The 26,065-nt window shown below is 41.4% G+C and carries 20 protein-coding genes; 4 read left to right on the top strand and 16 right to left on the bottom strand.

Annotated elements, in window-relative coordinates; all coding sequences use genetic code 11:
* From ACYVRA_RS01150 to ACYVRA_RS01110, 9 genes are all read right to left on the bottom strand, one after another.
* Positions 1 to 975: DUF499 domain-containing protein (locus tag ACYVRA_RS01150; protein WP_461250914.1), on the bottom strand; the 975-nt coding region annotated here is incomplete at its 3' end.
* Positions 976 to 983: 8 nt separating this feature from the next.
* Positions 984 to 1,982, bottom strand: a complete 999-nt coding sequence (locus ACYVRA_RS01145; protein WP_461250913.1) for a DNA cytosine methyltransferase — start codon at positions 1,980 to 1,982, stop codon at positions 984 to 986.
* A complete protein-coding gene (locus ACYVRA_RS01140; protein ID WP_461250912.1) occupies positions 1,979 to 2,977 on the bottom strand; it encodes a hypothetical protein in 999 nt (332 codons plus the stop codon). Before ACYVRA_RS01140 ends, ACYVRA_RS01145 begins: the two co-directional genes overlap by 4 nt.
* Before the next feature lie 2 nt (positions 2,978 to 2,979).
* Complete coding sequence (locus tag ACYVRA_RS01135) at positions 2,980 to 4,047, bottom strand: hypothetical protein (protein WP_461250911.1); 1,068 nt, start codon at positions 4,045 to 4,047, stop codon at positions 2,980 to 2,982.
* Positions 4,048 to 4,130: 83 nt separating this feature from the next.
* The gene (locus ACYVRA_RS01130; RefSeq protein ID WP_461250910.1) at positions 4,131 to 6,965 is read right to left on the bottom strand and encodes a DUF1156 domain-containing protein; all 2,835 of its coding nucleotides are present in this window, start codon (positions 6,963 to 6,965) and stop codon (positions 4,131 to 4,133) included.
* Positions 6,966 to 6,969: 4 nt separating this feature from the next.
* Positions 6,970 to 7,860 (bottom strand): hypothetical protein, encoded by an 891-nt coding sequence (locus ACYVRA_RS01125; RefSeq protein WP_461250909.1) that lies wholly within the window; start codon positions 7,858 to 7,860, stop codon positions 6,970 to 6,972.
* A gap of 10 nt (positions 7,861 to 7,870) precedes the next feature.
* Positions 7,871 to 8,896 carry an AAA family ATPase gene (locus ACYVRA_RS01120; protein WP_461250908.1) on the bottom strand — a complete coding sequence of 342 codons (1,026 nt, stop codon included), beginning with the start codon at positions 8,894 to 8,896 and terminating at the stop codon, positions 7,871 to 7,873.
* On the bottom strand, positions 8,893 to 10,107 hold the full coding sequence (locus ACYVRA_RS01115; protein ID WP_461250907.1) for a DUF262 domain-containing protein: 1,215 nt from the start codon (positions 10,105 to 10,107) through the stop codon (positions 8,893 to 8,895). Before ACYVRA_RS01115 ends, ACYVRA_RS01120 begins: the two co-directional genes overlap by 4 nt.
* Positions 10,108 to 10,117: 10 nt before the next feature.
* Positions 10,118 to 13,630: a helicase-related protein gene (locus ACYVRA_RS01110; RefSeq protein ID WP_461250906.1), complete on the bottom strand. Its 3,513-nt coding sequence runs from the start codon at positions 13,628 to 13,630 to the stop codon at positions 10,118 to 10,120.
* Positions 13,631 to 13,781: 151 nt separating this feature from the next.
* Between ACYVRA_RS01110 and ACYVRA_RS01105 the strand changes: the two genes are divergently transcribed.
* The gene (locus ACYVRA_RS01105) at positions 13,782 to 15,218 is read left to right on the top strand and encodes an NAD-binding protein (RefSeq protein ID WP_461250905.1); all 1,437 of its coding nucleotides are present in this window, start codon (positions 13,782 to 13,784) and stop codon (positions 15,216 to 15,218) included.
* A gap of 4 nt (positions 15,219 to 15,222) precedes the next feature.
* The gene (locus ACYVRA_RS01100; protein ID WP_461250904.1) at positions 15,223 to 16,683 is read left to right on the top strand and encodes a TrkH family potassium uptake protein; all 1,461 of its coding nucleotides are present in this window, start codon (positions 15,223 to 15,225) and stop codon (positions 16,681 to 16,683) included.
* A 57-nt stretch (positions 16,684 to 16,740) separates the two neighbouring features.
* Here ACYVRA_RS01100 and ACYVRA_RS01095 read toward each other — a convergent pair whose 3' ends face one another.
* From ACYVRA_RS01095 to ACYVRA_RS01085, 3 genes are all read right to left on the bottom strand, one after another.
* The gene (locus tag ACYVRA_RS01095; RefSeq protein WP_461250903.1) at positions 16,741 to 17,010 is read right to left on the bottom strand and encodes an STAS-like domain-containing protein; all 270 of its coding nucleotides are present in this window, start codon (positions 17,008 to 17,010) and stop codon (positions 16,741 to 16,743) included.
* 3 nt (positions 17,011 to 17,013) lie between these two features.
* Complete coding sequence (locus ACYVRA_RS01090) at positions 17,014 to 17,196, bottom strand: hypothetical protein (RefSeq protein ID WP_461250902.1); 183 nt, start codon at positions 17,194 to 17,196, stop codon at positions 17,014 to 17,016.
* Positions 17,197 to 17,311: 115 nt separating this feature from the next.
* Positions 17,312 to 17,839 (bottom strand): hypothetical protein, encoded by a 528-nt coding sequence (locus tag ACYVRA_RS01085; RefSeq protein WP_461250901.1) that lies wholly within the window; start codon positions 17,837 to 17,839, stop codon positions 17,312 to 17,314.
* Positions 17,840 to 18,192: 353 nt separating this feature from the next.
* On the opposite strand from ACYVRA_RS01085, the gene ACYVRA_RS01080 reads away from it, so the two are divergent.
* Both ACYVRA_RS01080 and ACYVRA_RS01075 read left to right on the top strand, forming a co-directional pair.
* Positions 18,193 to 18,510 carry a hypothetical protein gene (locus tag ACYVRA_RS01080; protein WP_461250900.1) on the top strand — a complete coding sequence of 106 codons (318 nt, stop codon included), beginning with the start codon at positions 18,193 to 18,195 and terminating at the stop codon, positions 18,508 to 18,510.
* Positions 18,507 to 18,935, top strand: a complete 429-nt coding sequence (locus tag ACYVRA_RS01075; RefSeq protein WP_461250899.1) for a hypothetical protein — start codon at positions 18,507 to 18,509, stop codon at positions 18,933 to 18,935. The genes ACYVRA_RS01080 and ACYVRA_RS01075 overlap by 4 nt, the downstream gene beginning before the upstream one ends.
* On the opposite strand, the gene ACYVRA_RS01070 is transcribed toward ACYVRA_RS01075, so the two are convergent.
* The 4 genes from ACYVRA_RS01070 to ACYVRA_RS01055 form a co-directional block, all read right to left on the bottom strand.
* Positions 18,910 to 19,071, bottom strand: a complete 162-nt coding sequence (locus ACYVRA_RS01070) for a hypothetical protein (RefSeq protein ID WP_461250898.1) — start codon at positions 19,069 to 19,071, stop codon at positions 18,910 to 18,912. The two genes, ACYVRA_RS01075 and ACYVRA_RS01070, sit on opposite strands and share 26 nt — an antisense overlap.
* Before the next feature lie 487 nt (positions 19,072 to 19,558).
* The gene (locus ACYVRA_RS01065) at positions 19,559 to 20,008 is read right to left on the bottom strand and encodes a hypothetical protein (protein WP_461250897.1); all 450 of its coding nucleotides are present in this window, start codon (positions 20,006 to 20,008) and stop codon (positions 19,559 to 19,561) included.
* A gap of 312 nt (positions 20,009 to 20,320) precedes the next feature.
* On the bottom strand, positions 20,321 to 20,698 hold the full coding sequence (locus tag ACYVRA_RS01060) for a nucleotidyltransferase family protein (RefSeq protein ID WP_461250896.1): 378 nt from the start codon (positions 20,696 to 20,698) through the stop codon (positions 20,321 to 20,323).
* A gap of 381 nt (positions 20,699 to 21,079) precedes the next feature.
* The gene (locus ACYVRA_RS01055; protein WP_461250895.1) at positions 21,080 to 25,825 is read right to left on the bottom strand and encodes a chitobiase/beta-hexosaminidase C-terminal domain-containing protein; all 4,746 of its coding nucleotides are present in this window, start codon (positions 25,823 to 25,825) and stop codon (positions 21,080 to 21,082) included.
* Positions 25,826 to 26,065: the final 240 nt, after the last annotated feature.

Here is a 26,065-nt window from a genome sequence, read left to right as displayed (position 1 = left end):
GTTACGCTGTTCGTCTATCGCTTCCTTATTTTCAATAGGCTTAAAAAGCCGTCTGCGGACAATTTCAAAACCTTCTTCGGCTACAACTGGTTTCCAAATAGTCTGTATACGGCTAAAAGTATGTTCAATGCTTTTAAGGGCTATGTTTCCTGGTTCGCCTCCTGTTTCAATTTCTGATTCCGGTAAAGACGCGACAACAAGGCAATTGTTTGTAGTTTTTGCGGCCTCAGTTAATTCTTGAACAAAAGACAAGACATTTGCAAAAGTTCCTGCCGGAACATCTCCGGATGGTTTCCCATGCAATTTTCTGGCATAAGCGACAATTTCATCAATAAGAACAAGACAAGGCGCGCATTTTTCAAAAATAGATTTAATGGTATTTGATCCCGGTGAAATTCCTTTTTTATCCGCTTCTTTAATTAATTCATAAAGATTGGGATCCTCCGCTTCTTCAGCAAGTTGTGCTGTCATTTCACCCCAAAGAGTATTTATTGTAATATCGGGATATTTTTTTGAGCAGCGTGATTTGGTAGGGTCTAATGATGTTCCGACGAGTACCGCTGTTTTTACTTTTGGCATTGTTTTTACGTCTGCCTCTGTAAAAATATTTGGTATTCCATTAAGTTTCTGAGGATTTGCATAACGCATAAGGTGATACAAGGCAAGCATACTGTGAGTTTTACCGCCGCCAAATGCCGTTTTTAGCTGAATGACAGGCTCGCCACCTTCTCCTGAAACCCGTAATACAGACTTGACCAATAGTCCTTTCATTCCATTTGTGATAAAAGTGCGGTCAAAAAATTCTATAGGGTCTTGATACTCATTTACGGCTTTTCCCTGCAAGACTTGCGAAAGATCGGCGGCAAATTCCGATTGCTTGAATTTACCGTTTGCTACATCGGGACGGGGTTCGGCAATTTGTCTCCATGGCTGTGTATAACGATTTGTGTTTTCAGTTGTGTTCGTATATGGCATTTTTTCCCTCACAATAGAGATTTTTCATATTTAACAATAGGTGTTAAAAGCGCTTTGGCAAAAACAGGTGGAACGGCATTTCCAACTACCATGTATTTATGTATTAAATCGATGTCAGGATCTAATCTTGAAGGAAGGCATTGAAGAATCCTACATTCTTTCCAAGAAAGCCGTCTATTACTTTTACCTTGCAATGCCCAACTATCTTCACCTATATTTATCATTGATCTGCCCATTGGATGCAGAGGCACATGACTATGATTAGCAACTATTGTAAAACTTGGCTCTGTCCATTTTCTTTTTCTGTTTCTTGTCAAATAATGTCCATGAAAAGCATCAATTGAAAATTCGCCTTCAGGCCACGGATCCATATCAGATAATACATCCTTCATTGTACGATAAGGCTTTTTAGTATCCGGGCCATAAGTTGGTTTTGGAAATTCATAGTTATAGTTTTCGGTTATATCATTTCTTACACCTACAATAAAAATACGCTTTCTATCTTGAGGAGCTCCATAATCAGTTGCCTTCAACATTTTATATTTTGGCGTGTATTTAAGTTTTTTAAACCCTGCTATTTGCTGCTGGAAAAACCACCCATCAACAGCATTTAACATTCCATGGACATTTTCAACAAAGAAATATTTTGGCTTTATTTGTTTTAAGGCTTTTATAAATTCCAAATATAAAAAATTTCCCTCTGTTTTAAATAAATCACGAGAATCGGTTCCTTTTGCTCTTCGTCTTGCGGCAATGCTGAATCCGGTACAAGGATAACAGCCAATTAATATATCGGCTTTTGGAAAAGCTTTAAAATCTCTTATATCCCCTAAATTGAAAGGAACATCCGGTAATATCATTTTGTATGCTTGTGCCGCATATTTATCTATATCATTAGCCCAAATAATTTTAACTCCTACTTGTATCGCTCCTAAATCAAATCCTCCACAACCGGAAAACAGAGACACGGCTGTTAACGATGGTTGAACTGGTTTTGATTTCTTCATTCTTTTCCCTCTAAAAAATTAATGATTATTGACTTTATTTCTTCCGGTAAAAGGAGCGATATATTAGTTTTATTCAATTTTAAAATATTCAAAAATCTGAATCTGTCAATAATAATAGTTTGTATTTCACTATGTTCTTCTTTAGCCCAGTATCCGTCTATCCCTCTTAACGAAAAAGGGACAAACAAATATTCATGATAACTTGGCAAATCGTTAATTCTATTGTCCCATATATTTTTAGATATTGATGATTGCTTTTGCTTCCATTCGTCATAGGAACATGAACATTGACCAAAACATAATGGAATATAAGATGTTTTCATTGGATTTATGTCAAGATTAAAATAAGAAATAATATCAAGCCCTTTATCACCTGAGCCGCCTGAATTGTGCGGATCATTGATGGTTTTCTTAGTTAAACTTGTTCCTAGGCAGAGTGAAAGTTTTGTCAACTTATCTAATAATGTACCACCGTAAAAATAGTCGCCAGGTTTATTTGCAGTACCAAATATTTCATTTTTAAAATTAGGATAAATAATTTTCATTATATGATGAGAAATATGCTCAAAAAAAGATGTAAATAATGGCGGTATTTTATTAATAATAAAATATCTGGTATTTGACGAAAGAAGAAAGTAAATATATAATAATTTGTTATCATCCATGTCTGATAATTTAATTGTTTCTTTACCGATACACTCAAACGGATAGAATTCATTTAAAAAATTAAAACGTGATGAAAAATATTTAAAAATATCAAGGAATTCATCGCGATATTTTTCAGTTCTTTCACTGTTATCTTCATCGCCGTCGATTGTTTCTTTTAACTGATCTTCTTGTAAAATATTTTCTTGTCGACTATAGATTAAAATGTCATTGAGGCCTTTTTCCTTATCAGGATCAGTTAAACAAAGAAGTTCAATATAATCCGCCCACTTGTTTTTTGATAAATTCTTTGAAAACTCAGGAAATTTATCCAGCCCTAATAATGGCATGATTAATCCTCGTCTTCTTCAAGTGTTTTTCTGATACTTTTGGCGATTTTTTCCAATTCCCTAACCTGAAGAATTATCTCGTCTGCATTTTCTGGCGGCTCAAGCTTATCTAGGCAATTTCTGGCATTCGATAAATATTTTTTTGCGCCGTTAAGAAAAGTAATAAATGTTTCCAATGGAGCATCGGTATAATAAATTGCCTCAGATAATGGCGTACCTTTTTTATATTCTGATAATGCTCTTTTATTACCAACAACCGAATTAAGATCGGCAAGCTCACGAGATTCTTCAATCTTTTTTGAAGGATCATAAAGACATCTAAAAATAAATTCAAAGTTTTTTAGATTTATTTGATTAAGTTCAATATCGCCAGTTCTTTCAAGCCCAATGTGTTCACGAATATTGTTATAACCAACAGCAGTGTAAAGAATTGAAAAATCAACTTCTTTCTCATTTATTTTAATATCGAAGTAAGACTTGTCATTAGCCAATTCATAAAGCTTAAGCGAAGAAAGCAATCTGCCAACGTGATCGGCACGGCTGCCAATCATGCTGGCAAGAATTTTATAATTTTCTTCTAACGGTCCTTTAATTTTATGTTTTTTGAATAATTGTTCCACATAGCGAGCTTTTTCCAATACCCCCCAACTTTTCACGCCTGTGATATGACGGTACCCTAAATAATCAAGAATATCATCTCGATTTTTATGAAGGATACAAGGAATTTCATTTGGGCTATTTTTTTTGGAATTTACTATTTCTTCAACTGACTTTTGCCTAACCGTCGCAAGACTGGGGTTTGAAAGTATTTTTAGTGCTGCGAGCCGCCTGTTCCCTTCAACTACCGTATATTCGTTCTTGTTGGCGGGGACTACTAAAAGAGGTTCAGATCGTGAATAACCACTTTCCGCGATAGATTTCATTAATTCAAGAAGGCTGGCATCTCTTAGCATATATTTTAGGATTTCTTCGATATTGGATTTATTTAAATCAGGCGGCAACCGTGGATTTTGCGGATCAAATATAAGTTTTTCTAAAGAAATATAAAGAATTTCATTGTCATCTGCCATATTAATAAGCCTCTTTATACAATTATAAGGCTAAATAATATCAATTCCAAGACAAATTTTCCATTATTTGCCATTTTCTCCTCCTAAAACTCAAATTCCCCATGTTTCGGCTTGCTCTGTTTTACTTCTTTGATCTTGCCTTCCATAATACCCCATGATGCTATTAAGTTATTATACGCAAGGGCTTCTTCAGACATATTTTTGCGTTCGCATATCTGATAAATACGATACGCCAAAGTTTTAACTTTCTCAACTGTCTCGACGGGCAGTTGAGCCATAAGTCTGGCACATTCGTCATGACCGCCGGCTTTGTCCAGAGCGTGGCATAAATGCTGGACAACCGCCCAGATTATGCTTTCGCTTTTAAGAAATAAGTCAAAGGAAAGTTCATTTCTATGTTTCAGGCGGACTTTGCCCTGTTTCGCTTCCAGTATACCGGAATCTTTTAGATTTTGCTCGCTTGCCATGCGTGCCCGCATAAGCGTGTTCGCTTCTCCGTAGGGACCGTCCTTAAAGCCGTATTGTTCAAACCACGAGATACAAAACTGGCTTTCCGCGTCCAGGGTTCCCGTTTGTTCGCCTAAGAAAGCGTCAAGTTCCTGATTTATCATTACCAAAGCCTGGCGTACCGACAAGGGTTCGCCCGAAGCGTCCAGAACTTCTTTGTATTTTGAGTACACGGCGATACCGGGACCTATTGACGCTTGGGCAAGGTCAACCGGAGCGATGTTTCCCGACTGTAAATCGTGCAGTCCTTTTTTTAGGGCTTCCTGTAGTTCTCCCTGAAATTGCCTGCGGGTGGTTTCGACTGCATCATCGGGACGTGGACGGCATACAATGGCAATAGAAGACGCGAGGGCGTTGGTATTCATTGCAATAGCCCGGCTCATCATTTCGGTTCGCAGGGGCCATGTCCCTGTGATAGCAAATCCCGAATTAATAATAGCCCTTAACATGGTTTCCCAACCTGACGAGGCACTTTCAGTAGTGGAGTTTTCCTCATCATCTTCGCTGTCGGTTTGTTTATAAGCATAGTAAACCGTTAGGGGAAAATTAGGAGATACGGTTTCCCTCATTTTTCGGAACGCTTGTAACATTCCGTTTTCAAAAAACGATTTTGCTTTTTGTTTATCCCCACTGAAACGATAAGGTGTAGCGACTAATTCTTCAGTTTTTGGAACAAGCATGGTAGAAAATAATTTTGGATACACATTTTTTAGTGAACGGCGTAACCAAATATAAAAGAAATCCGATAAATCGGCATAGCCGATATTGTCATAATAAGGCGGATCAGTAGAAATTACAATAGGACTGTTAAATGATATTTGTGTTGCGTCTTTTTGATTAACATATCCCATTGCCTGCCTATTAAAAGCAAATAATGGTGCGTTTAGACTTCGAAATAAATTATCCAGTAAAATTTTCCATGAGCCAGAACTATTTCCCAAAGGATTTCCTTCGGCATAATCCCAAACCATCGGTATTGCCTGACGTGCAAACAACTGTCTTGGACATTGTGCATTTGGCTCCCATCTATTCAGAGAATTTCCCAGATCGGCAAGTTTATCAATCAGCATTGCCAAATACACCCCCACCGCTTCAGCATAAGCCCTTGCGCCCGTACCGCCCTCATCCAGTCCTTTGCTTTTTTTCTCTATTGTTCGTGTTGATTCGTGTGGTTCGTGGTTAGTTTTTATATTAGCATCTCTCTCAATTTGTTTAATCGCTTCACCGACTAGATCACTGAATGTTACCAAAGCGATAAGTTGGCGTGGAGTGAATAATTCGGAAAAGTTTTTTATCCCATAATTTGGTGTTTTGAAATCTCGTGGATTAACTGGTAACTTTGCATCAGGATATTCATCTGGTCTTGGAACATCCGCCGTTTTTGCCTGCATTTTATCCGGCGAAAGGTAAATACGCCCACCCTGACCTTCGGCGACAACAGCCATGAGCCTTGCTCCAATGCGTCCCTGCTTGCCTTCATCGCGGATATATTGCAGTGGAACAGGTCCACCGCAGAAAATACAATGTGCGCCGTTGCGGTTTACTGTGCCGTCCGGGATTTTTCCTTTGCCTTCCCGAACTTCAAATTGAATTATTTTTTTTGCTTTGTCTATTTTTGGATTAACCCATGCTTCCTTGCCTTTCTTTTTTGAAATTTCAAAAGAACGCACTAGCGGCATTTCCGCTTTACAGGCAGGGTTCGGGCATTGTACTGTCCGTGCCCATAGCCATGCTATTACTGTGGCTTCATGGCTTTCTGTTTTAGCTGTTGCGGGAACTTTTACTTTTGGGTACAGATGACCGATTTTTTCAAAAGCCTTTTGCCGCATCCATTCGCCGTAATAGCGTACATCTTCGGCAAGTCCTGCCGCGCCTTTCCATTCATTTTCACCGCCGATTTTTCCACGTGCTTCGGGGTTTACCGGCGGACAGTTTACAAACTTGGGGGGTATTTCAATTAACGCTTTGTTGATAAGCACCGCAACAGGGTTTAAATCGCTGGCATGGGCTTCTAGCCCAAGCCTCTGGGCTTCCAGCGGGATTGAGCCTCCGCCCGCAAACGGGTCAAGAATCGGCGGCGGTTTTCCGCCTGTGGATGCAAGTATTTCTTGCCATGCTTCTTGATAAAGTTTTTCATCGTTTATATTTTCCCATTTTACCAGTCGTTCAATAAGCTCAAAAAGGCGACGGCGTTCTTTTTCTTGCGCTTCTTCCGTAGGGAATTTATCTATATGGCTGGAAGGATCGTCAACAAGAGAAGCAAAAAGCACCGCACGACAAGCCGCAAGCGGACGACGTGCCCACCACAGATGCAACGTGGAAGGATGCCCATGACGTATCGATTTTTCCCGTGCGGCTTCGGCGTTGATTGCTTCCAGGGGCAGGGCTACTTCTATGAGTTTTTTTGTCATTTATTTATTCCCCTGAATATTCACTAATATTATTTCTTGCATTTATGATAGCTTGGTTTTGCGCTTTTGAGTTATTTCCGACTCCTTTTTTATAAAAACCGCCAACCAGAATTTCTGGTGAAAGTCCTTTTCTGTATACAAAAAAAATACGATAACCGTTAGATGTTAATTCAAGCAAGGGACCAAATTTAGTTTTTTCAATTCCTTGTAAATATTGTAACAAGTTATGAAATGGTATATAACCGAAGTTTCGGGCATCTTCCATTTTTTTAAAAAAGCCAATTCTTTCCCATAATGCATAATCAGGAGCAGAGCTAAGTGCGCTTCCACAAAATTTAGCATTAAATTGTGTGGAAAACTGTTCAGGAATATTTTTAATTTGTTCTATGCAGTGTGATATTATTGCCGTTATATCATTCTGACCCCAAAGATTATGCAAAGTTTCTGTTCTGTCATTAAAACTAAAAAGGTTTATACGCCATTCCGACTCTGTAGGAATAGTCAATGCGATGGCTTTGTTCTTCGCAGCTAATTCAAGAATAGGAGCAGGAGCATTTATTATGGATACAATCCAGTCATCGGCTTTTAGAAGCTCATCATTGTCTAATATTCTTCCTTTGGAGAACAAATCCAGTAATGAACGCAACTTCTCACGTTCTACATTACCTGTTTTGAACATAAGAGAACCTATGGAGAAACTTATACCTTGTTTTCTGACAAGAACAAATTTGGATGGAGGTAAATCACTTTCTGATTCAAAAGTATTGCCATATAAGGTTACGCCACTAAATTCTTTTTTTAAGCGAGATAATGCATCTGCAGTACCAACAGCAAGGCATAGCCCTTCTTCTTCTGTTTTTGCAGCACCGGGATACGGATTAAAATAAATCTCCATAAAATTATCCTTAAATTAATCGTTGCAAGCTTTTTTCTGTTTCATCAAAAAAACCATCGGGCCAGTAATCAACCATTCCATGTTCATCAATTTCAATTTTTTCAACGGCTACTGGTTCTTCATTTTTTCCATCCCAACTTCCTGATTTAAAAAAGAAACAATTCACATCAGTATTAGGAAGTTTTTTTTCTTTTACGGCAATTCTTATACCGTTCAGTAGATGATCGGAATGTGTTTCAACAATGATCTGTACCCCGCAAGAAGCCGCACGCACTAACATCTCCCCCATTTTAGTTTGACCGGATGGGTGCAAATGCGCTTCAGGATTTTCCAGAAGAAGTAAAACCGATTCTGTCTTTTTTGCCATCAATTGGCTTGCGTGTATTAAAACACTTGCTATAATCGGGAGTGTATAAGACAATCCAAAACCAACATGAACCGGACGATGACCGTTAAATTCTGTGCGCCCAATATCAGTTTTATTATCATGTGAATATTTAATTTCTATTCCCGGTGAAATAAAGCGAAGCCATTCTGTCAAATTATCTCTTATTCCGACTCCTTCACTTGCTACAAGCGCTTTTGGAACAGGTAGTCCTATCCATTCATTTTCAAATCTGGACAAAAAATCCACAACATTTTCACCCTTGGAACCTACAGTTGTTATTGTCTTATCAATACTTAGCTGTAAAGAATTTTTTGGTCCTAAACGATCCGCTGAAATATAAGAAACAATACCATTAATATCTTTTTCTTTTTTAACAATTCCATCACGATTATAAGAAAAAATAATAGTTTCATTTTTATCTTTAAATTTTTGTTCGCATTTAAGATTAAACCCTTTCATATCACTTCTAATATATTGATCAAGTGGACCAAGGTCGGAAAGCGGTTTTTTTTCGTTTAACAAACGAATTGATTGAATTACAGAGCTTTTTCCTGAACTATTAAGACCCGATAAAACGTTTAATAAACCCAGTTCAAAAACCTCTTTTTCAAAAGCCTTAAAATTATTTAAAGATAATTTTGTTATCATTTATTCTCCTCCTTAAGAACTTCATGTATAATGTTTCCAATAATTTCATAACGCCCCTTGATACCGGTAATTTTTAGGCTGTCTTTACCTATATAATTCCGTAATAATGAATTTTTATTGTCAAATTCCGCATCAAGTTTTTTAAAAAGTAATTCTTTTCTACGATTCAAAATATTAAAATCATTTTTATCCATTCTTGACAAGAGAACAGACCATGATTCAAAAAGCGATTTGTTGATTGGAGAACGTTGAACACCTTTTTTGTTCTTAGAGGGAGTTGTAATACGGAACGCGCAATTATCAAACAAATCTGTCGCTCTGGTCATTGCAGTAATAAATTTATGTTCAATATCGTTTATTGGAGTAGTAGAATAGTTCCTTTCGCAGGATAAAGACATTTTGTTTTTGGAATAAGTATTAGGATCTATAAGCCTATTGAGTATTTGCATGGCATCAGAAAGAAAGGAATCCATTTCATCATCTTTTTTGTATTCATTAATGTTCATTATCGAAAAAGAAAAGAAACGTAAAACAAGCTCTTGAGCTGCCATTCGCGTATCTTTCACGCTACCGGCAACTGCGGTTTGAAATTCTTTAGTATCTACGAGTTTTGCCAATAGGTCGGTGATAGGACCAAAATACAATGCGTTACGTATCTCTTGATCTGTTAATGGTAATCCTCCGGTATTTAAGCGTTTAAAAATATTACGCTGTACTTCAGGGGGAGAATCAGGTCCTATTACGGCAAAATCAAGTTCTGTTTCATTTATCCGTATTTGCATTCGATCTGGTATTTCATCAAAATTATTCCCTTCAAGTTCTTTAAGAAACTCAAGGGATTCCAGTTTATATTTTTTTTCTAATACAAAGCCTTTAATAGCGCTTAATCGCTGTAATCCATCAACAATAAAAAGGTGATCGTCTTTAGTTTCAGATGCATAAAATAAAGGTAATGGTATTTTTAGCATAATTGATTCAATAAGTCTGCTTTTTCTTCCGTTGTCCCAAAGATTTTCTCGCCTCTGTATTGAAGCAGCATGAATAAGATCTCTGTTCCATCTTGTTATAACATTTGAAAGTGAAATTTTTCTGTTTGATATGGAAATTTTTTCAGAATCAAAGGGATATGGAGCAAATTCTTCTTCTTCTACACCCGAGTAACTCCCGTCAGCCGCCAGTTCCTGTTTATAGTTTTCATCAATATCATTCATTTTTCCCACCTCACTCAATTATTTCTTTCTCAAGTATTACCCGCGAAACCTGCCTGAGTTTCTTTAAATCCAAACTCCGCTTACTTTCTGCGAAAGACGGTCCTGTATCAATCCAGTTCATAAAGTATATAACATTACGCTTATTATCATCAATAATAACTACCGCTAATATACATTTATCAGGGGAATTGGCGGCGACTTTCATTTCATTGTGGGTAACGGTAACGTCATTATTCCCCGCCGCCCTTCCTTTGACTTCGATAAACCGCAAAGAGCCTGTCGGTGTTTTAGCTTCGATGTCATAACCAAGGTTATCTTTACTGACATCTTTGGGAGCATTGCCCAATTCTCTTTCAATTGTTATGATTGTTTCCATGGCTATCCGTTCAATTTCATCGCGGCCATCTTCGGTGGAATTGTTTGGTTTATCCGCTTTATCTAAAATTAGCATTGAACGGGATACGATCCATGCTCCGCCTAACACCGTTGGCGGTTTTGAGACAATGTTACGTTCAAGAGCCAGTTCTGCAAGCCGTTGGTTAAGACGCATTTCCAAGTTATTGACTCGTTCCCTGAATTTATCCGCATTTAGACGGGCATTTGTTTTTCCTTGAACAGCCTGATCCGACATGATGCCGGCTTGGGTATCCCAATAGCTAATTTCCGCATTAAGCCTGTTTTTTACTTCCTGTTCAACTTTATTCACATATTCAATACGGCGATCTTTTATTTCCTTCAAATGGGCAGGCATAAGGTTATTTACGGCGTAATTTCTGGCAAGGATTTCAACATCTTGCTCCCACCATGCGGTGTCTTTTATAAGTTTCTGTAGAATAAGATTTTCTTCCTGAGTCGGTACAGTATAGTCCAGATAAGGGGCAAGACCGGCGGATTCAACTATTCCATCTTTATAGACTTCAATAAAGTGCAGTCTGTGAGACGCCTTTACCGGGTGACCGGCGCTGTTAACTCGTCCATCCTCGACAATATCTTCAATAAAAAAGAGCAACCTGTCTTTTTTCCCTGATTCGGTATCATCAATAAAAATAGTACCTTGTTTAAGCAGATTTTGATTTTTTCCAAGTATTTCACTTATGAGCGCGCTGAGAAGAGGATGTCCGGGACAGATTAATGCCGCATCGTCAATTCGCCCGTCAACATGAACATATTCTTTTTCAAAAGTGATTGCCTCATAACTTTTAGCAATAGGATATGTTACGCCAAAATTTGAACGGCTCTCTTGTAGGCTTTTTGGGACATGGGGTATCGTATAACGATGATCGGGACGCCTGCGGATTTGCCCTTTCATGTTTTCAAAAGCGCCGATAAAAAAACTTTCAATAAAGTGCGGCTGAAGGCGGCGGGCTTCGATGCGTTCCATTGCTTCACGGATTTCATGTACCTGTTCAATTCCTAAACTTTGACCCGCAAGCGAACGTTCCGCAATGAGGCGTTCTAATTCACTATGATCCAAAGCGCCGTCAATTGTCTTTTCCAGTTTTGCGCGGGTTTCGGGGAGATTTCCGTATCGTATCGCTTCGATAAGAAGTTCTCGTAAAGGTCTGTCTCCAAAATTAACTTTTCCTAAAACATCAAATACCTTACCGCCCAAGGCTTTACGTTCACTATCCAGTTTTTCAAAGAGTCGGGTAAATACGTCTCCTTCTCTGGTGTTCTTTGCAACAAGGTTCCAAAGATGACAGGTTGTTTTCTGTCCAATTCTGTGAATACGCCCAAAACGTTGTTCAAGACGGTTTGGATTCCATGGCAGGTCGTAGTTTAACATCAGATGAGCGCGTTGCAAGTTAATCCCTTCGCCGGCCGCATCAGTAGCGACAAGGACGCAAACATTTGATTCGTTTTTAAATCGTTCTTCAACCAGTTTCCGTTCTTCCCGCCGCATACCGCCCTTTATTGTTACAACCGCGTTGTCATTTGCAAGCATGGAACGAATTCTTGTTGTCAAATAATGCAGAGTATCACGATGTTCGGTAAAAATAATAACTTTTTCCCGGCTTTTTTCACCGGACATAAGGGGATTATCCTGTAATGTTACGGAAAGCTGTTCCCATTTTTTATCTACACCTGAATGAAGCAGTTGTTTTGCCTCTTGCTCAAGATTATTCAAAGTGTGGATTTCTGTTGCCAATTCGGCTATTGTCTTTGCGGCAGTAGCTTCGTCAAGGAATTGTTCTTCAACTTTATTTGCATCTTCTTCGGATGCGTCATCATAATCTTCCCAGTCTTCTTCGGTAAAATCTTCCGTAAAATCAGGCGGAAGATTCGCATCGTGTAAATCTCTTGCCGTTTGATAAAATTCCAGTTTTTTTTCCAGCCGTTCTCTGCGGCGGCGCAAGGACTGATAAATTGCTTCAGGAGAAGATGCAAGACGGCGTTGTAAAACAGTAAGTGCAAACCCTACCGCGTGGGCACGTTTTGGATCAAGGACTTTCTGTGCCATGTCAAAATTTGTTCTGACATAATCGGTAACTTTATTATATAGTTCCATTTCCTGGTCAGATAGTTCATATTTGAGAGTGTAGGCAAGGCGTTCAGGGAAAAGAGGCTTGGCGTCAAAAGTTAATAGTTCCTCTTTTACCAAGCGGCGCATGATGTCACTTGCGTTTGTTTCTCTTTTGCTTCGGTTTTTCCCCTCGAAACGGTCGCCATCAAGCAGGCGTAAAAATAATTGAAAATCATCTTCTTTGCCGTTGTGGGGAGTTGCGGTTAGCAGTAAAAAATGTCGCGTAATAGTGGAAAGCAGTAAACCTAGGTTATAACGCTTTGTATGTTGTTCCTTGTCTCCCGATATGGTGGCTGACATTTTATGCGCTTCATCACAGATAATAAGATCCCATTCAGAATATTTTAGTTTTTCTTGAATTTCTTCGTTGCGGGAAAGCTTGTCCAGTCTTGCAATAAGGTAAGGTTTATCAAGAAAAGCGTTTCCCCGGACAGATGATTCAAGCATATCTTTTGTGAGGATTTCAAATTCAAGCTGAAACTTGCTGTAAAGTTCATCTTGCCATTGTTCAACAAGATTACCAGGTGAAATGATAAGACAGCGGTTTAGGTCACCCCGGACTTTTAATTCTTTAATAAGAAGACCTGACATGATTGTCTTTCCGGCTCCCGGATCATCAGCCAATAGAAAACGCAACGGCTGACGTGGAATCATTTCTCTATAAACAGCGGTTATCTGGTGAGGCAATGGCTCTATAAGAGATGTATGTACAGCCAGATGTGGGTCAAACAAATGGGCGAGTTTTATCCTATAGGCTTCAGACGTAAGCCTAACCAGAGCGGCATTCGCGTCGAATTTCCACGGTAATTTTTCGGTTTCTATCGAAAGATTACTGAATGAATCGGCATAAAGAAGCTGTTGCCCTAATGAACCATCGTTTTTTCGGTAATAGACCTCAATTGCGTCATCTCCAACAGATTGAGTAGTAATTATTTGGATTGTTTCACCGGGAATTAGCCCTTTTAGACGGTCTCCTTGCTTGATTGTCTGGTAGTTCATACAAAGATAAATTTTATCATATTTGGGGAAAAACTACCACTATATAAATTTCTACATCAATATCAAAATCGACCTTGTTTAATTTTCTGTTACATTTTTATAACTCTCCGTCATCCTAGCCTAACCCCCTCAATTCCGCTATAATACCATTGTGAGAGTAATAATAATCGGCGCCGGTTTCACTGGCACTCAGCTTGCCCGCCACCTTATACATGAAAAGTATGACGTGTCATTGATTGAATCAAACGAGGAAAGGGCGCGTCATGCGTCTAACAGGTTGGATTGTCTGGTTCTGCATGACGAGGGGAACAGTCTTGAGTCACTTGAGGAAGCGGGAATCGCTAAGGCGGACGCGCTTGTCTGCGTGACCGATTCTGACGAGATTAATATGATTATTTGCGGGCTTGCCGCATCGCGTTATCCTAAAGTGATAAAAATCGCCAAAGTTAGAAACGATGATTATATGAAAATTAATTTATCGGAACTTAGAGGGGCGGGGATTCTTGGCATAGATCGATTTATACATTCTGATATTGAAGCGGCAAAGGCTGTGTTAAACGCAATATCGCACGGAGCGCAGGGAAATATTTTGCAGTTTTCGGGAACGCCTTACGAATTGGGTTCCGTTAATATTACTAAAGGCAGCGTTTTTGACGGGCTTTCGCTTTTGGATTTTCATTCTTTTATCAGGGAAGAAGGCCTTATTACTCTGGTTGAGCGCGGGAAAGAATGTTTTCTTCCATCGGGATCGACAGTTCTAAGTCCGGGAGATTTGATCCATATCATTACAAGAGAGGAAAACATGGATCAGGTGTTTCATCTGGCGGGAAGAACTGAGACTCCTATCAATCGCATAGGCATTGTTGGCGGAGGGCGGTTGGGAGAACTCATCGCCGAAGAACTTTTAGCCAATAATGACATTTCCTTTGAGGCAAAAAAAACAAAAAAGAATTTTTTTACGTCATTCATCAAATCTTTTCTTCCAAAAAGCAAACGCAGCGTAATAATCATTGAAAAGGATTACAATATCTGTAAAGAGCTATCCGCTAAATTTCAAAACGTCCTTATTTTAAACGAAGATATTTCCGATGAGGCCTTTATCGCGGAAGAAAGATTAGGCGATCTTGATCTCATCATTACCACGACCGATAATCAGGACCTCAACATTATTGCGGCAATTTATTTAAAATCTTTAGGAGTAAGACGCGCTATCGCTTTAGTCATGAGCCCCGGACACAAAACCATCGCGCATCAGCTTGGAGTCGATGTGGCAATCCCGCTTAAATCCGTAGTAGTAGATTCAATACTGTCTCATTTAATGGGCAGGGGCATAAGCGACGTTCACAATCTTGGAGACGGAAGCGTCAGTATTATTAAAATAGAAATAGCGGAAGATTCTCCGGCGATTGAAAAAAGCATAAAAGATTTCCGTCTTCCGCAAAACGGGCTTTTAATGCTGGTAAACCGAGGCGAAACATCTTTTATTCCGCAGGGAGATTATGTTTACAAGGCGGGTGATAAAGTCGTCTTAATTGTCAAAAACGGCAATGAGGCGGAACTGGAAAAATATTTTGGTACGGCAAAATAAAATCATGAGAAAAAAAATAAAACATTTAGCGACTGTCAGACTGCTTGGAATCATCATCGGAGGGGTAACGCTCTTTATGATCCCGCCTTTAATAACATCAATTGTTTTAGCCGAAGTTTCCATGATTCGGGCTTTTGTAATCCCCTTAATAACAGGAATTGTTTTAGCCCTGTCTGCTATTCTTTTTATCCGCAAAGATTCACACGGCATCAGGCCGAGGGAAGGAATCCTTTTAGTATTTTTAACATGGATTTTTTCCAGCCTTATAGGAAGCATCCCGTATTATCTGTCTCCATCAGGAATATCTCTAATCGACGCAATTTTTGAAAGCTCTTGCAGTTTTTCAACCACGGGGGCGACAACTTTTCCCGACGTGGAATCGCTGCCCCGATCATTGATTCTCTGGCGGAGCATAGGCCATTGGGCGGGAGGCATGGGAATCATACTGCTGACAGTCGCTCTTATGCCGCTTCTCGGAGTCGGCGGGCTACAGCTAATAAAAGCCGAAGTGCCTGATCCCGAAAAAGAAAAAATAACGCCGAGGATAACTATAGCGGCAAAAATTCTCTGGGGCGTTTACTGCGTTTTCACTATTATCCTCGCCCTGCTTTACCGTATCGGAGGCATGGATTGGTTTGACGCGGTTTGCCACAGTTTTACGATAATGTCTACCGGAGGAGTAAGCACTAAAAATACCGGATTCGGTTATTATAACTGCGCGTTTATTGATTGGGTTACAGTAATTTTTATGTTGCTTGGAGCGTTAAATTTTAATTTGTATTACAGAATTTCTCAGAGAAAAATCCGCGACGTTTTTAATAATACCGAATGTCGCGTTTATTTTTCCATTTTTATAATTGCCGCGCTGGTAATCAGCTTTAGTCTGATTCCTCAATACGGTTCTTTTGGAAGCGCGTTGCGTTACGGGTCATTTCAAACAGCGTCGATACTGACAACAGCCGGAAACGCTAGGGCGGATTATTCCGCGTGGCCAAGTCTGGCGCAGGCGGTTCTTTTTCTGCTTATGTTTATCGGCGGCTGTTCCGGTTCCACTGCGGGAGGCATTAAGGTAATACGCTGGTCGGTACTTTTTAAGCAAACAATAAATGAGTTCCGGCGCATACTCTACCCACAGGGAGTTTTTAGCATCCAGCTAAATAAAAAAGTCGGACGCAAAGATGTAGTGTACGGAGTTGCGGGTTTTATTTTTCTCTACTTTATAATCGTCGCTATAACGACTCTTGCGACAGCCGCGTCGGGGTTCGATCTTTTTTCATCTTTCAGTACCGCTCTTTGCGTTACAGGCAACATAGGAACAGGCTTTGGCATAATCGGTCCGCATAATAATTACAGTATTTTTCAACCTCATCTTAAAATTCTATACTCGCTTGTGATGATCGCAGGGCGATTGGAGTTGTGGACTGTCATTGTACTTTTCACTCCCGGTTATTGGAAAAGTTTGTAATGAGCAGTGAGCAGTGAGCAATGTATTTATTCTTTGCTCCTTGCTCACTGCTCATTGCTAATTGCCTATAACCGTTTTGAGGGACGCTTTTACAGATGGGTTTTCCGTATTAATACACTGTACTTCGTTTCCATAGTCTTTTTGTATACCGGAAATAAATTCATCGGCCCATGACGGCGCCAATACTTTTACGTTGTCAAAATCAAGCAGAATAATTTCACCTGTTTTTATTTCTTTGAAAACATAGGCTTTTGCCTTTAAAAACGCTTCCCGTCCGGCAGGGCGGGACATAAGAATATCGCCCAAGTTACTTACTCTTATTTCCATAATTTACCGTTCTCCATTAAAATCAAGAATTGCCAAACAACCAGTTATTGAAGGCGTCTTTTCAAAAAAATTAATTCCATGTCTGTCTATAAAACAAGAACCGGAACCCGACTGAAAATACAAATGCCAGTTGTTTTCCTGAATTGTTTCGGCAATGAGCGCTTCTATTACTGTCTCTGCAATCATGTATTGAGAGTATTATTCTTTATCTGTTTTAGCAATAGAGTAACGGAGGACACGGAGTCTTGGTACGAGAATCTTCTCTTCCTCCGTGTACTCCAATAATAAGAAGGGCGTTTAATTAATTTGATTCAAGATCAGCCCAGTCTAACGTTGCGTTTCCATTAGTAAACTGCACTGTTTTGCCAGCTTTAAGCGTATACCCATAGGCTGGGGATACTGTTACTCCGGGTTTTGCATATGAAAACCCTTCTGATGTCCAGGGTTCTTCTGCTGAAACTACATAAATAGTAAAATAATTAGTAGAAGTATACGTTGCTGTTCCTGTGAATTTAGGATTACCCGATCCCGATGTAGCACTAAAGGCATTGAGCTTTGCTGTGCCGTTAGTAATTGCGGAGCCTTTTTGAGTACCACTGGTAACATAGGGGTCATTTGCGATCAAATAAAGAGGAGGAGTACCAACCATCGCCGTTCCTATAACATACCCTGTTATTTCACTTGGTATGTTTTGAATAGTCAGCCCACTGCTGCTACCGCCGCCACCGCCGCCGCCGCCTTTATCATCGTCATCGTTACAAGCAACCATTGAGAATCCAATTACCGCTGTTAAAGCGATAATCCCAAGAAATTTAAAAAAGTTTTTCATAGAAAACTCCTTTGGACGTTTAGTCCGAAGTGATTCCTGCCCATAGTGACAGGTAATCACGAAGATTTATCTGCCTCTATTGGCAGAAATTATCCCAACGGGATAATGTGTATGGTATTTATATATCACTGCTTTTTCTGTTTTATACCTGTAATGGTTTAGAATTCGTATGAAAAGGAAAAAACTATAATGGATTCTAGTACTGACAATAAGTCCATCTTGAACTTTGCGTGAAATTCTTCAAATAAATCTCAATTTTTTTCATTTTCGGTCAAGCAAAATGGCAAGTCCACGCCATATATAGTGAACCTTCTTTTGAAGGTTCGGGAAAAAACTATCTTATGGAGACCTCTATGGAAAATGTTAACAGAAACCACAAGAACAGCGTATTCTCTTCGCTGTTCAGCACACCGGACGTTCTAAGGGAACTATACTCGGCTATCGAAGGTATCCCCATCTCGCCGGATATACCCATCGAAATTAACACACTTTCAGGCGTCCTTTTCATGAAGCAGATAAATGACATCTCTTTCTTAATCGACAACCGCCTTGTCGTGCTAATTGAGCATCAGTCTACCATTAGTGAAAATTTGCCATTGCGCCTGTTTGAATACTCAGGGCGGATTTACGAGAAAATGATCGATTTGGAAAAAAGTATCAGAGAAAAATGATAAAAATTCCAAGGCCGGAATTTATCGTCTTGTACAACGGCATGGAAAATTATCCCGATTATTCGGAATTGAAACTGTCAGACGCTTTCATGGACGTTGAAGGGTTAAAATTAAAGGGTATAGATAAAACACCTCTGGAATTAATAGCGCAGGTATATAACATAAATCAGGGGCATAATTCTGAAATATTGAAAAAATGCGAGACGCTGGACAACTACAGTATTTTTGTTGACAAGCTTCAAGAGTTCCGAAAAAACGGACATAAACTTGATGAATCAATAAAACCTGTGATAGAATACTGTATAGAGAACAACATACTGAAGAAATATTTGCAAGAACACGGTTCGGAGGTAATAAATATATTATATACCTCCGAACCATGTTTCCTTAAAAAGTCTTTTATTTCTGTTGAAGGCGTTCTTTAATTTCCTCTTTAGTAAAACCCTGCTCTAATAATTCAAGGAAATACTTACGTTCTTCTTCTCTGCCGTCTTCCCAAGCTTCCCTGCGGTTAACGGCTATATCCATTTCCCGGTCATATTCGCCATCGCCAAAAATCATGCTGTTTTTCCCTCTCTCATAAATATTCCCCCGTGAGCGCGGCGCAAAGCATGCTCAGTTCCTAGTGGCTGTGACGGCGGATTACGCACGCCTCGGCGTGGCTGGATCGGCGCTCAAGAGGGGAACCTCGACCTACGATCTCGGTTGAGTTTCCACATCAATGTCGCCGGGCGGGTTTCGCGCCACCGCTCACGTAGAAAAATTTTTCAGTAACGAAAAAAAAATTAGTGGTTAGACCTGCCTGACCGCTAAAAATATAAATTTATATACAAGAACAAGAAATATCTTTCAATGAACAAATTATTAAAAAGCAAAAATATAATCAATATTTTTAGTGGTCAGGTGAATGTGGTTCGCAGTAAATTCTTCCCTCGCTCTCACAAAACGAAAGGGAAGAAGGAAAAAAGTCGCCGTCTTATGACATGAACCTTTATCCTTTTTCCCTCTTCCCTTTTTTCTTTCTTCTCTCTTCTTTTTTCTTTTTCTGTTACTTCACCGCCCACACTACGAAACCGCTAATGAGCGCCGTTACCGGGATCGCTATTAGCGTAAAAGTCCGCCAGAACTTTGAGCTTTGTGCGTATATCGCCGATAAGGCTGACTGCTTCTTGTAGGTTTCTAACATTGCGTTCAGTTGTTCCCGTAAGTTCGCCAGCAAGTTTTCTTGCTCTGTTATTATGTTCTCGTAACTGGCGATTAATATCTCGCTCTCGCTCAAGTTCAGTTTCAAGTCTTCCAATAGTTTCTGTTGCTCTTGCGTGTTGATTAGCGTATCGTTTATCAAGTTCTCCAATGTTTGCAAATCGTTGTCTATTGAAGAAAAGTCCTGCGAGAAGACAGCCTGCGATGAAAGCGAGAAGAAGAAAAAACAGGTAACGGCGGCGATGAAACGTTTTAGATAAGGATTCAAGAATTTTTTTGGGTGTTTGGGGTTCATTCAAATTATAATCTCCTGCAGAATATCGGCTATGCTGATGGAAATACCCACAATGAGCAGGGCTGTTTCTATACTTTAAATATACGGTTATTGGAGCGAAAAGGCAAGGAATAAAAGCGGTGTTAGGTATCATGTGCACTACCTAAAAAAAAGAAAAGGTGGAAAAGTTAAGACTCATAAATTTCTCTTTCTCATCAAAACACCATGCGCTTACCATTGATTCTAGGTGCTTTTTACATTGGGCTTGTATCATAACTTGATATATCTTTCTCGCCCATGTCAAATAAGCTGTCATAACTCTCTGTTACCGGTTTATTTCCCATACAATAAAATTCCTTCCGTTAAAATAGTGTTTTCCACGCATCTTTCATTCATTTTTATCGCGTCTTCTACCGTTTTTTCCGTAGAAACTATTAGATCACAAGGAATTATTTTATTAGCTCTAAATTTATTTTTTATGTCCATATACGCTTTCCAATCATCATAATCATTACTTATTATTACGCATATATCTATATCGCTGTCCTCATTCGGTTCCCCATACGCATAGGAGCCAAAAAGATATATTTTTTTTAAGTATTTGCTTTCAATACTTGAAACTATAAGAGAAGTGATAAATGGTATTTTTCCGTCAAACCTTCCTTTTTGCTGAACAGTTTGAGTAGTATTAATTCTTTCTATGACTGCCATATTTATCCTTATATTATTACTGTATTACAAAATTGCAATGGTTACAAGGAGAATAACAAAGCAAAAGAAAAATGAAAAGAGCAAGAGAGTTGCGTTTCCTTACAATTTTTTAACAACACTTTTATTTTAGATTTTTCCGAAAAAATTCTCACAAAGGACACGAAGGGGGAGAAGATCACAAAGAGGAAAAGGAGGTTGTCGTCCGAAATCTATGCTTGACAACTTCATGATAAGACAACGTATAACAACCTTTAATTCTTCTTTGTGCCCTTCTCTTTCTTGGTGTTCTTTGTGAGAAAATCTTCTGGAAATAATTAAAAAAAAGGGAAGAGGGCGCGTTGTCCGCTCCCTCTTCCCTACTCCTTTTCTATTCAATACTTGTTACGGCGCTGTGTATCTCTCCCCTACAATCACCGCAGGCGGCGCTGTTACCGTTACCGATGCTTTCGCATCATTGATGTAAATCGCGTAGGCTGTCGAGTTTACGGGTGCCGTAACCGTACCGCCGGTAATCGAAATTGTACCAGTGGATTCGTTGTGAATCGCCCTGCCGCTGGTTCCCGTTGCCGAGACTGTGCCGCCGGAAACGGTCAGCGTACCGGTGCTGTAGTTGAGAATCGCCCTGCCGCTTGTCGCAGTTGTCGAAACAGTGCCACCGCTCATTGTTATCGCGCTGGCTGATTCATTGGACACCGCGTTGCCGTTAGTACCGGTCGAGGTGTTTTGTACCGTACCGCCGGTAATTTCAAGCCGCACGACATTATCGGTTCCGCCTGTAATGTAAATCGTGCCGCCCGAAGCGTCTGTGTTTGTGTTTGCCGATGTTATCAACGTCGCCGTTGCGGTCGGTTGCGACACGGTGATTTTGCCGGTGGTGTTAGCAGCGTTGTACACCGTCCAGCCCGTTGTCGTTGAAACCGTGCCGCCTGAAATTGATACCGTGCCGGTGGAGGAATAAGCGTTGTACACCGCAGAGCCCGTTGTCGCTGAAACCGTACCGCCTGAAATATTTATCGCGCCGGCGATATAATTGTACACTGCATTGCCCGTTGTCGCTGTCGCCTGAACCGTGCCGCCGGAAATATTTATCGTGCCGGTGGCATAATTGTGAACCGCATTGCTGCCCGATGTCCCTGTCGCCCGAACCGTACCGCCGGAAATATTTATGGTGCCAGCGGCATAATTGTACACCGCCTTGCCCGATGTCCCTGTCGCCTGAACCGTGCCACCTGAAATATTTACGCTACCTGTGGAAGCATTGTAAATCGCTCTGGCGTTTGTGCTAGCGGCGGTGTTTGCTATATCCGCACCGCTAGTTATGGAAACGCTGCCTTCAATAACTATAGTGCCTATGGTTGCGGTTGCGCTGTTTCCGGTTATTTTCCCGCTAATCTCAACCGTACCCCATGTTCCGTTAGTATTGTTAAAACTGACGGCGGTAGTGCCGGTGTCCAATACTGAGCTTCCGTCCCCGAACTGTATAATGCAGGCGGATTGGGCGGCATCGGTTCGTATTGCGTTAATAACGGTCTGGATCGGTTGGTCTGCCGTTCCAACGGTTTCTGCGGTTGTACTTGTTTTTTTTGTTGCATTAAACGCTGTACTACTTCCGGTAATGGTGTATAAAGGCGAGCCGGGCTTTGCCGCCAGCACCCATGAATCAGACGAATCAATTCCGCTTGATGTAGCCTTGTTCGCCGTTACTACAACGCTGTACGTCGTGCCGTTGGCCAGGCCGTTGATTGTACCGCCACTGCTTGCGTTGGTGATTTTCGTGCCAGTTTTAACATCAGCCACGGAAAGGATTCCGGCTTTCCAGTACACATCATAACTGTCAGGCGTGATAGTCGGAGTTGTCCATGTGTAGGCGATTGTTCCGTTACCCGGTACTAGGGTAAGGGCTGGCACGTCGGTAAAGAGCTTCGGAAACGTATTCCCTACAATCACCGCAGGAGGACTGGTGATGGTCAACTCGCCGGGCGTTGCGTTAGCGCCGTACACCGAGTAGACCGTCCCGCTTCCGATTGCCCGAACCGTGCCTGCGGAAATCGTAACCGCGCCTTTGGATGCGTTGTAGATCGCCCTGCCGTTGGCTCCGGTGTTTTCCACTATGCCGCCTGTTATTTCAAGACGTAAATTGGTATTGTCCGATGTAGGCGCATTCAAGAAAATAGTGCCTTGAGCGGCGGTTGTATTTGCCGAAGTAATTAAAGTTGCTCCTGCCGTTTGCGACACGGTAATTTTGCCTGTGTTATTGTTGTATACCGCATAGCCGGATGTCGCTGAAACCGTACCGCTGGAAATGGTTACCGAGCCTGTGGTATTGTTGTACACTGCGGAGCCGGATGTCGCCGAAACCGTGCCGCCGGAGATGGTGACCGTGCCTGCGTTATAATTGTACACCGCGTAGCCAGATGTCGCCGAAACCGAACCGCCGGAAATATTTATCACGCCGGTGTTGGCATTATTGGCCACCGCATGGCCCGCCCCTGTCGCCGAAACCGTGCCGCCTGAGATAGTGACCGTACCTCCGGCATAATTGGTCACAGCCCTGCTTGATGTCCCCCCTGTCGCCGAAACCGTACCGCCGGAAATATTTATCGCGCCGGCGGCATAATTGTACACCGCAGTACCCGATGTCGCCAAAACCGTGCCGCTGGAGATATTTACACTGCCTCCGGCAAGATAGTTATTAATCGCATAACCGTTGCTCGTCCCTGTTGCCTGAACAGTGCCGCCTGAAACGTTTATCGTACTGGTGGAATAACTAAAAATCACCATGGCGTTACTGTTATTAGCGGTATTTTCTACCGTGCCGCCGTTTATTTCAAGGATGCAAGAACTAGCTAGATAAATCGTGCCTGTGTTATTGGCCGCGTTTGCCGAGGTAACCTTTGCCGTTTCCGACACGGTGATTTTGCCGGCGCCACTGACATACACCGCGATACCCGTACCCGCTTTAACCTCGCCGCCTGAGATGTTTACAGCGCCGGTGGAAGTGTAGTAAATCGCATTGCCTGTATTTCCTTGAACCGTGCCGCCTGAAATGTTTACTGCTCCTGTAGAATTGTTAAAAACCGCTCTGCCATTGGAGCCAGTGGCGGTGTTTTCTACCGTGCCGCCTTCAATGACAAGCCGTGGGTCGATAGCGGTATTAGCACTTTGAATGCTAATCGTGCCACTGGTAGCGGCGGTTGTGGATACGTTTGCCGAGGTAACCTTCGCCGTTCCAGACACGGTGATTTTGCCGGTGGAAGCATTGTACACTGCGGAACCCGTATCCGCTTTAACCTCGCCGCCGGAGATGTTTACCGCGCCTGTGGAAGCGTTATAAATCGCCCTGGCAGTTGCATTATTGGAAATGTTTGCCACCGTACCGCCGGTAATGTGTAAGGTACCCGTGGAATTGTGGTATACTGCAACACCTGTAGTGGTGGTGTTTTCTATATCCGCAACGCTGTTTATTGAAACAGCGTCGGCAATGACTATAGTACCAGTGGTTGTACCTGTCGAGCTTCCTGTTATTTTCCCGCTCAGTTCTACAAAGTTCCCCCAGCCTGTACCGCTAAAACTTGGGGGAGTCGTGCCGATGTCTAGCGCGGTAGTGCCGTCTCCGAAATCTATGATACAGTCTTTGCCCGCAGCATCGGCTTTGATAGCGTCAATGACTGACTGTATCGCTCCTGTGGTTCCAAATGCCGCGCCGTTTTTGGTAGCAGTAAATGATGAGCCGCTTCCGGTGATGTTATAAACGAGGGCTACCGGGATTGCCGATGCCACTTCCGAATCCTTGTTTGCATAGCTCGCCTTGATCGCAGTTACTAAAACGCTGTATGCCGTGTTATTGGTCAAACCGGTGATTTCTCCGCCGCTTGTCGCGCCGGTAATTTTCGTGCCGCCGTCTTTGATAGCCGCCGCAGTCAAGTTTTCTCCCTCTTTCCAGTACACGTCGTAACTGTCAGCTTCGGGAGCAGAGGCTGTCCATGTGTAAATGATTTTTCCATTACCCGGCTCAAGTTCAAGAACAGGCGCGGTGGTAAAGGGTAAATTTAAAGTATAGGTAACCGACAATACAATCGAATTATCCCAACCGGCTTTAATGCCAATGATTTTCAATGTAGTTGTCGTGTTAATGCTGATCTCTCCCGTATATAACGTGCTTGAAGCTGAGGGATTTGTTCCGTCTATGGTGTAGTAGATTGCCGCGCCTTCAGTTACATCTGATAAGGTAACCTCTAGCACCCTGGTGTATGTTCCCTGTTGAACTGATGCATATGGTCTTGTAACTTGCAGAGTATATGTCACATTCAGTTCGTCGCTGTCGTTATAGCCTTCCTTAACGGCAAAGGCTCTTATTCTCATTGACTTGTCAACAGTAATCGGCCCGTCATATAAAGTGCTTTCATCTGTGGGTTCCGTATCGTCTGTAGTGTAGTAAATATTCGCGTCAGATGGCGTTGTGGTTAAGGTAACGGTTTGCACCTCGGTATATAGTCCAAATCCAGCCGGTGATGCCGTGGGCTTCGCAACGGTTGGAATAGTTGGGTCAATAACATTAACAGTGAATTCGGCGGTTTTGCCGTTGTAGGTTACGATAATTTTATGATGTCCAACCGCGTTTTTGTCATAGGCGCTGGTATCCGTAGTATAGCCGGTAACCGCCGCCGTCGACTCGTCGCTGTAGGTTGCCGTTACGACCATGCCGGCAAGATTAAGGTCTTCGCCCAAGTTGTACCTGACCTTCGTCGGCAGGGTTACCTCGATGCTTTCAAGATCAGGGGCTATGACTTGCGCTCTAACAGTTACTTTAAATTCATCCGTCTTTCCCTTGTAAATGACGGTAATGGTTTTTTCTCCCGCAGTTGCGGAATCAAGGGCGCTGATTGTCAGTTTGCCGTTGTCGATTATTTCTGTTGAGCCGTTACTGTAGGTCGCCCTTACTACCATGCCGTCAGTATTTAACGTTTCGCCAATGTCGTATGTGTTTTTTGTTGGCGGTGTCGTTACCTCGATGCCGGTGAGGGTTTTTTTTGTCGTTCCGTTATCGCACCCCGTAAAAGGCAGGATTACGAAACCGATTACCGCTATAAGAGCGATAATTACTAATACTTTTCTTGTGTTTTTCATCTAAAACTCCTTCACTAATGATTTATACAAAAAACCGTAATTTCCAACAAAATGCGGAAATCCGGTATTTTTCCAGAATGAGTATTGTTTTTTTATGAAATTTATAATATAATAAATAACAAATGGAGAAATTAACTCTTTTATCAGATTTCCAGCATATAATTCCCCACCGGGGGGGGGGGGGGGGGGAAACCTGCCCCCCGTTTAAGGGGTGTAAGTGGACAAAAACCAAACCCCCCG

The organism is Treponema sp. R8-4-B8 (assembly GCF_054786175.1).
Note: the sequence above shows the minus strand (reverse complement) of the source record. Positions and strands in the feature narration are given on the sequence as shown.

Coding starts and splice junctions, on each gene's coding strand:
- ACYVRA_RS01095 (WP_461250903.1), bottom strand. CDS start 17,010: ATGGAAATAAGAGTAAGTAACTTGGGCGATATTCTTATGTCCCGCCCT.
- ACYVRA_RS01070 (WP_461250898.1), bottom strand. CDS start 19,071: ATGATTTTTGGCGATGGCGAATATGACCGGGAAATGGATATAGCCGTT.
- ACYVRA_RS01130 (WP_461250910.1), bottom strand. CDS start 6,965: ATGACAAAAAAACTCATAGAAGTAGCCCTGCCCCTGGAAGCAATCAAC.
- ACYVRA_RS01055 (WP_461250895.1), bottom strand. CDS start 25,825: ATGAAAAACACAAGAAAAGTATTAGTAATTATCGCTCTTATAGCGGTA.
- ACYVRA_RS01090 (WP_461250902.1), bottom strand. CDS start 17,196: ATGATTGCAGAGACAGTAATAGAAGCGCTCATTGCCGAAACAATTCAG.
- ACYVRA_RS01135 (WP_461250911.1), bottom strand. CDS start 4,047: ATGGCAGATGACAATGAAATTCTTTATATTTCTTTAGAAAAACTTATA.
- ACYVRA_RS01100 (WP_461250904.1), top strand. CDS start 15,223: ATGAGAAAAAAAATAAAACATTTAGCGACTGTCAGACTGCTTGGAATC.
- ACYVRA_RS01060 (WP_461250896.1), bottom strand. CDS start 20,698: ATGGCAGTCATAGAAAGAATTAATACTACTCAAACTGTTCAGCAAAAA.
- ACYVRA_RS01110 (WP_461250906.1), bottom strand. CDS start 13,630: ATGAACTACCAGACAATCAAGCAAGGAGACCGTCTAAAAGGGCTAATT.
- ACYVRA_RS01065 (WP_461250897.1), bottom strand. CDS start 20,008: ATGAACCCCAAACACCCAAAAAAATTCTTGAATCCTTATCTAAAACGT.
- ACYVRA_RS01075 (WP_461250899.1), top strand. CDS start 18,507: ATGATAAAAATTCCAAGGCCGGAATTTATCGTCTTGTACAACGGCATG.
- ACYVRA_RS01145 (WP_461250913.1), bottom strand. CDS start 1,982: ATGAAGAAATCAAAACCAGTTCAACCATCGTTAACAGCCGTGTCTCTG.
- ACYVRA_RS01140 (WP_461250912.1), bottom strand. CDS start 2,977: ATGCCATTATTAGGGCTGGATAAATTTCCTGAGTTTTCAAAGAATTTA.
- ACYVRA_RS01080 (WP_461250900.1), top strand. CDS start 18,193: ATGGAAAATGTTAACAGAAACCACAAGAACAGCGTATTCTCTTCGCTG.
- ACYVRA_RS01125 (WP_461250909.1), bottom strand. CDS start 7,860: ATGGAGATTTATTTTAATCCGTATCCCGGTGCTGCAAAAACAGAAGAA.
- ACYVRA_RS01085 (WP_461250901.1), bottom strand. CDS start 17,839: ATGAAAAACTTTTTTAAATTTCTTGGGATTATCGCTTTAACAGCGGTA.
- ACYVRA_RS01120 (WP_461250908.1), bottom strand. CDS start 8,896: ATGATAACAAAATTATCTTTAAATAATTTTAAGGCTTTTGAAAAAGAG.
- ACYVRA_RS01115 (WP_461250907.1), bottom strand. CDS start 10,107: ATGAATGATATTGATGAAAACTATAAACAGGAACTGGCGGCTGACGGG.